At 74.8% G+C, this 4,856-nt stretch carries 4 protein-coding genes; 1 reads left to right on the forward strand and 3 read right to left on the reverse strand.

What is annotated here, in order from left to right:
* On the forward strand, window positions 1-863 hold an 863-nt coding region (locus tag AOK24_RS03315), incomplete at its 5' end, for an IS701 family transposase (RefSeq protein WP_055718536.1).
* Between the two features lie 88 nt (window positions 864-951).
* Here AOK24_RS03315 and AOK24_RS03320 read toward each other — a convergent pair.
* The 3 genes from AOK24_RS03320 to AOK24_RS03330 all read right to left on the reverse strand — a co-directional run.
* Window positions 952-3,045 carry a helix-turn-helix domain-containing protein gene (locus tag AOK24_RS03320; RefSeq protein WP_240553627.1) on the reverse strand — a complete coding sequence of 698 codons (2,094 nt, stop codon included), beginning with the start codon at window positions 3,043-3,045 and terminating at the stop codon, window positions 952-954.
* 72 nt (window positions 3,046-3,117) lie between these two features.
* Window positions 3,118-4,293 carry a chorismate synthase gene (gene aroC / locus AOK24_RS03325; protein ID WP_055718538.1) on the reverse strand — a complete coding sequence of 392 codons (1,176 nt, stop codon included), beginning with the start codon at window positions 4,291-4,293 and terminating at the stop codon, window positions 3,118-3,120.
* The coding region (locus tag AOK24_RS03330; RefSeq protein ID WP_420876649.1) for a shikimate kinase at window positions 4,262-4,856 on the reverse strand (595 nt) is incomplete at its 5' end. The genes AOK24_RS03330 and aroC, both read right to left, overlap by 32 nt.

Here is a 4,856-nt window from a genome sequence, read left to right on the forward strand (position 1 = left end):
TGCACATCCCCAAGGCCGGCGAGCACTCCGTCGGCGTGGACCGCCTGTTCGCGCCCCAGCTGGGCCAGCTGTTCAGCGGACAGCAGGCGATCGGCGTCTGGTACGCCTCCGAGCGGCTGAGCGCGCCCGTCCACTGGCGCCTCCTGCTCACCGACCCCTGGGTCAGCGACCCCCGCCGCCGCGACCGCGCGGAGGTCCCCGAGAAGGCGTCCGCCGAGAGCCTCGAACAGTGCACGGCGGAAGCCGTGTTGGAGGTCGTCCAGCGGGGCAGCGGCGTCGCGCGCAGACCCGTCGTCCTCGACGTCCGGGGCGGTACGACGGCGGCGACGCTGACGCGGCTCTCGGACGCCGGGGTCCCGGTGCTGGCCCGGGTGACGGCGGCGACGCGGCTGGCCGTCGCCGACCGCGCGCTCCCCGGCTTCCGCGCCGGCCTGCTGTGCGCGTCCCAGATCCTGGAGGCGACGAAGGGCCTGCGCCGCCCGGTGTCCTGGCCCGACCCCGCGGGCGCGGGCGCGGTGCGCTCCGCGCTGGCCTCCGTGGTCCGCGTGACGGTCCCCGACGCGCAGGGCCGCCGTCACCCGATGCTCCTCCTGGGCGAGTGGTCCGACCCCAACCAGCCGCCGTCCGCTGCCTGGCTGACGAACCTGAGCCAGTCCCCGGTGGGCCGCCTGGTCCGCCTGACCCGCCTGCCGCGCCGCGTGGAGACGGACTTCGCCGAGATAGGCGAGCCCTGCGGCCTGCGCGACTTCATGGGCCGCTCCTTCCCCGGCTGGCACCGCCACGTGACCCTGGCGTCGGCCGCCCACACGGCGATGTCCCTGGCCCGGGCGGACCACGCCCTGTCCCTCCCGCCCCAGCTGTGACACCCGTACCGAGCCCCCGCCGACAGGGTTCGGTACGGCGGGGTGCGGGGGTGCTCGCCCTCCCGGGGGTGCTCGCCCCCGCACCCCCTCAGCGGCGCAGGACGTCCCGGACGCGGTGCAGGCGCAGGGCGAGCTGGATCTCCAGCAGGGGGCCGGGGTTCTGCCAGTCGGGGCCGAGGAGGGCGGTGATGCGTTCGAGGCGGCGGGAGACCGTGTTGGGGTGGACGTGCAGAGCGCCGGCCGCCCCCGTGGGGCTGGACTTCGCCGCGAAGTAGGCCTCCAGGGTGACCGCGAACTCCGTGAAGTGCTCCTCGTCGTGACGCAGGATCGGCCCGATCGTGGAGTCGACGAACCCCCGGACGTCACGGTCGTCGGAGAGCAGCACCCCGAGGAAGCCCAGGTCCTGGGGCGCGGCGGTGGCACCCGGCGCGTCCAGTGCCGTCACCGCGTCCAGGCAGCGCACCGCCTCCTGGAAGACGCGCCGCACTTCGAGGACCCCCCGCCCCGCCCCGGCCGCCCCGCAGGACACGGGCCGCCCGAGCAGCGGCGACAGCTCCCCGGCGACCGCCCGCGCCGCGCCGGACGCGTCGGTGCCGGGCAGGAGCAGGACCATGCAGCCGTCGTGCTCGGTCTTGAGGCCGGTCATGCGGTGCACGTAGGAGAGGGACCAGACGGTGGCCCGCCCGTGGTCCCCGCCCTCGGGCCGCATGACCACGACGACGTACGGCTCGTCGAGGTCGACGCCGAGCTGCCGGGCGCGCTGGGCGATCCGGCGGGGCGCGCGGGGCGGCGCGGAGACGAGTTCGTCGAGGAGCTCGTCGCGCTGGGGGCTCTCGGTGATGCCGGCGCTGCCCTGGATGAGGAGCTGGACGGCGCACACCTGCGCGGCGAGCTGGAGGAGCCGCTCGTCGGCGCCGACGAGCGGGGTCTCGGGGTCGAGGACGAGGTAGCCGAGGTTCTCCGCCCCGGCGATGACGGGCGCGACCCAGACGCCGTCGGGGGTGCGGACGGTGGTGCGGCGGGCGTGGGCGTCGAGGATGGCCTCGGCGACGGCACCGCGCACACCGCCGCCGGGACGCCCGTCACCGGCGCCGCCGGCACCCCCACGCGAGTAGCCACCCGCACGCGAACCGCCGAAGCCGCCCGCCGCGGAGCCGCTTCCACTCCGTGAGCCCCGGGCCCCGCCGAAGCCGTCGGCGCTCCCGCCCTCGCCGTCGCCCTCACCCTGGCTACAGGCCAGCAGCCTCCCCGCCGGGTCGAAGAGCTGGGCCCGCCCGTCCAGCGCGGCGCCCGTCGCCGAGATGATCGTCGCGAGGTTCGCGCCCACCAGCGGCAGGCTCATGATCCGCCCGTACGCGTCGGTGAGTTCCTGGAGCCGGACGAGCCCGGCCCGCACCCGGTAGTTGTCCTGCTCCAGTTCGGTGGACTGGTGCCGGGCGTGCTGGAGGAGGCGCGCGTTGTCGACGGCGAGCGCCGCGAGGTCGGCGAACTGGATCATCGCGCCGATCTCGTCGGGCGTGAAGTGCCGTACGGCGCGCTGGGCGCCGTAGAGGACGCCGACGGCGGAGTCGCCGACGCGCAGCGGGACGGCGAGGAGGGCGCGCAGGCCCTCGGCCTGGGTGGCGTCGTCGAGGCCCTTGGACGTGACGAAGGTGTGGTCGAGGAGGCAGTCGGCGGTCCACGCGGGCGACTTGGTGCGCAGGACGCGCGCCCCGACGCTGCCCTCGGAGACGAGGTCGACGTTGGTGCTGAGGTCGGTGACGGCCCCCTCGGCGGCGTGCCCGCGGATCTCGCCGTCGAGGTCGGTGAGGACGACGAAGGCGATGTCGAGGCTGAGGAGCCGGCGGGCGCGCCGGGCGACGGTCCGCAGGAGCGCGTCGACGTCGGGCGCGTCCATCAGGTCGCGGGCGGTGTCGACGAGGGCGGTGAGGTCGTCCTCCCACTGCCGGCGTCTGCCGGGCCGTTCGGGCAGGGCGCGGGCGAGCTGTACGGCCCGGCTCAGGCGCCCGAGTTCCGCATCGGGCAGGCCCTCACGGCGGGCCCGTACGAGCAGGGAGTCGAAGCGGCTCGGCGGGCTGTCCTCCGCGAGGAGTTCCAGCACGGCGAGTATGTGACTGTCCGAGTTCGGCTGCTCCATCACCCAACCCATCCCCCGTAGTTCGAACACCGAAGCGGCCAGCATGACAGCGTACTTGATGAAAATTCAGCCCCCGGAAAGCGGATTCAGCTCTACGGAAAAACAGCGCGCGTCCCGTTAAAGGGTTTCCAGGTATCCCCGGATGTTCCGCCGCGTCTCCACAACGCTGTCACCTCCGAACTTCTCGCCGACCGCGTCCGCGAGGACGAGCGCGAGCATCGCCTCGGCGACGATCCCGGCGGCCGGCACCGCGCAGACGTCCGAGCGCTGGTGGTGGGCGACGGCGGGTTCCCCGGTCGCCATGTCGACGGTCCGCAGCGCGCGCGGGACGGTCGCGATCGGCTTCATCGCGGCCCGTACACGCAGGAGTTCACCGGTGGACAGCCCGCCCTCGGTCCCGCCCGCGCGCCCACTGGCCCGCCGTACGCCGTCCGGGCCGCGCACGATCTCGTCGTGGGCCTGTGACCCCGGGACCCCGGCCAGCGCAAACCCGTCGCCGACCTCCACGCCCTTGATCGCCTGGATTCCCATGAGCGCGGCGGCGATCCGCGCGTCCAGCCGCCGGTCCCAATGCACGTGCGAGCCGAGCCCGACCGGCACGCCGTACGCCAGCACCTCGACGACCCCGCCGAGCGTGTCCCCGTCCTTGTGGGCCCGGTCGACCTCGGCGACCATCGCCTTCGAGGCGTCGGCGTCGAGACAGCGCACGGGATCGGCGTCCAGCCTCCGCACGTCGGACGGGGTGGGCAGGAGGCCGTACGGGGCCTGCGCGCCCGCCAGTCGGACGACATGGCTGACGATCTGCACGCCGGCCGTCTCCTTGAGGTACGCCCGCGCGACCGCGCCCAGCGCCACGCGGGCCGCCGTCTCCCGCGCCGACGCGCGCTCCAGCACCGGACGGGCTTCCGTGAACCCGTACTTCTGCATGCCAGCGAGGTCCGCGTGCCCCGGACGGGGGCGCGTCAGCGGGGCGCCCCGCTGTACGCCGTGGAGTTCGGCGGGGTCCACGGGGTCGGCGGACATCACCTTCTCCCACTTGGGCCACTCGGTGTTGCCGACCATGACGGCCACCGGGGAACCCAGCGTGAGCCCGTGCCGGACACCGCCGAGGAACGTGACCTCGTCCCGCTCGAACGCCATCCGGGCGCCCCGGCCGTACCCGAGTCTGCGCCGGGCTAGATGACCGGCGACCTCGGCGGTCGTGACGGGGACCCCGGCGGGGAGACCTTCGAGGGTGGCGACTAGGGCGGGGCCGTGGGACTCACCTGCGGTGAGCCAGCGGAGTCTGGTCAAGGAGGGCTCCTCGGAAGGGGGTTGTGGGGGACGTCGGGACGGCGGGCCTCAACTCCAGCGCGTCCAGGGCCGCTTCGGTCACCTCGTCCGGTGTACGCCGGTCCGTGGCGACGATCGCCGTGGCGACCTCCTCGTACAGCCGGCGGCGTGCGGCCATCAACTCCCGCCAGCGGTCCAGGGGTTCGGCGGCGAGCAGGGGGCGCCCGGCGCCGAGGTCCAGCCGCCGGGCCGCCTCGCCGGCGCCCATCGTCAGGTACAGCACCCGGCGGCCGGTGAGCAGAGCGCGCGTACCGGCGTCGAGGACGGCACCGCCGCCGAGGGCGAGGACCCCGCCGTGCCCGTTCAGCGCCCGCACGACCGCCCGCTTCTCGGCGGTACGGAAGGCGGGTTCGCCGTCGGCCGCGAAGATCTCGGCGATCGTGCGGCCCTCGGCGGTGACGATGTCGCCGTCGGTGTCCCGGAAACCTACGCCGAGACGGGTGGCGAGGAGGCGGCCGACGGTGGATTTGCCCACGCCCATGGGGCCGACGAGGACGACTACGGGGTCGGCGAGGCCGGTCGGG

This window comes from Streptomyces niveiscabiei (genome assembly GCF_001419795.1).
GTDB classification, from domain to species: Bacteria; Actinomycetota; Actinomycetes; order Streptomycetales; family Streptomycetaceae; genus Streptomyces; species Streptomyces niveiscabiei.

Coding starts and splice junctions, on each gene's coding strand:
- AOK24_RS03320 (WP_240553627.1), bottom strand. CDS start 3,045: ATGCTGGCCGCTTCGGTGTTCGAACTACGGGGGATGGGTTGGGTGATG.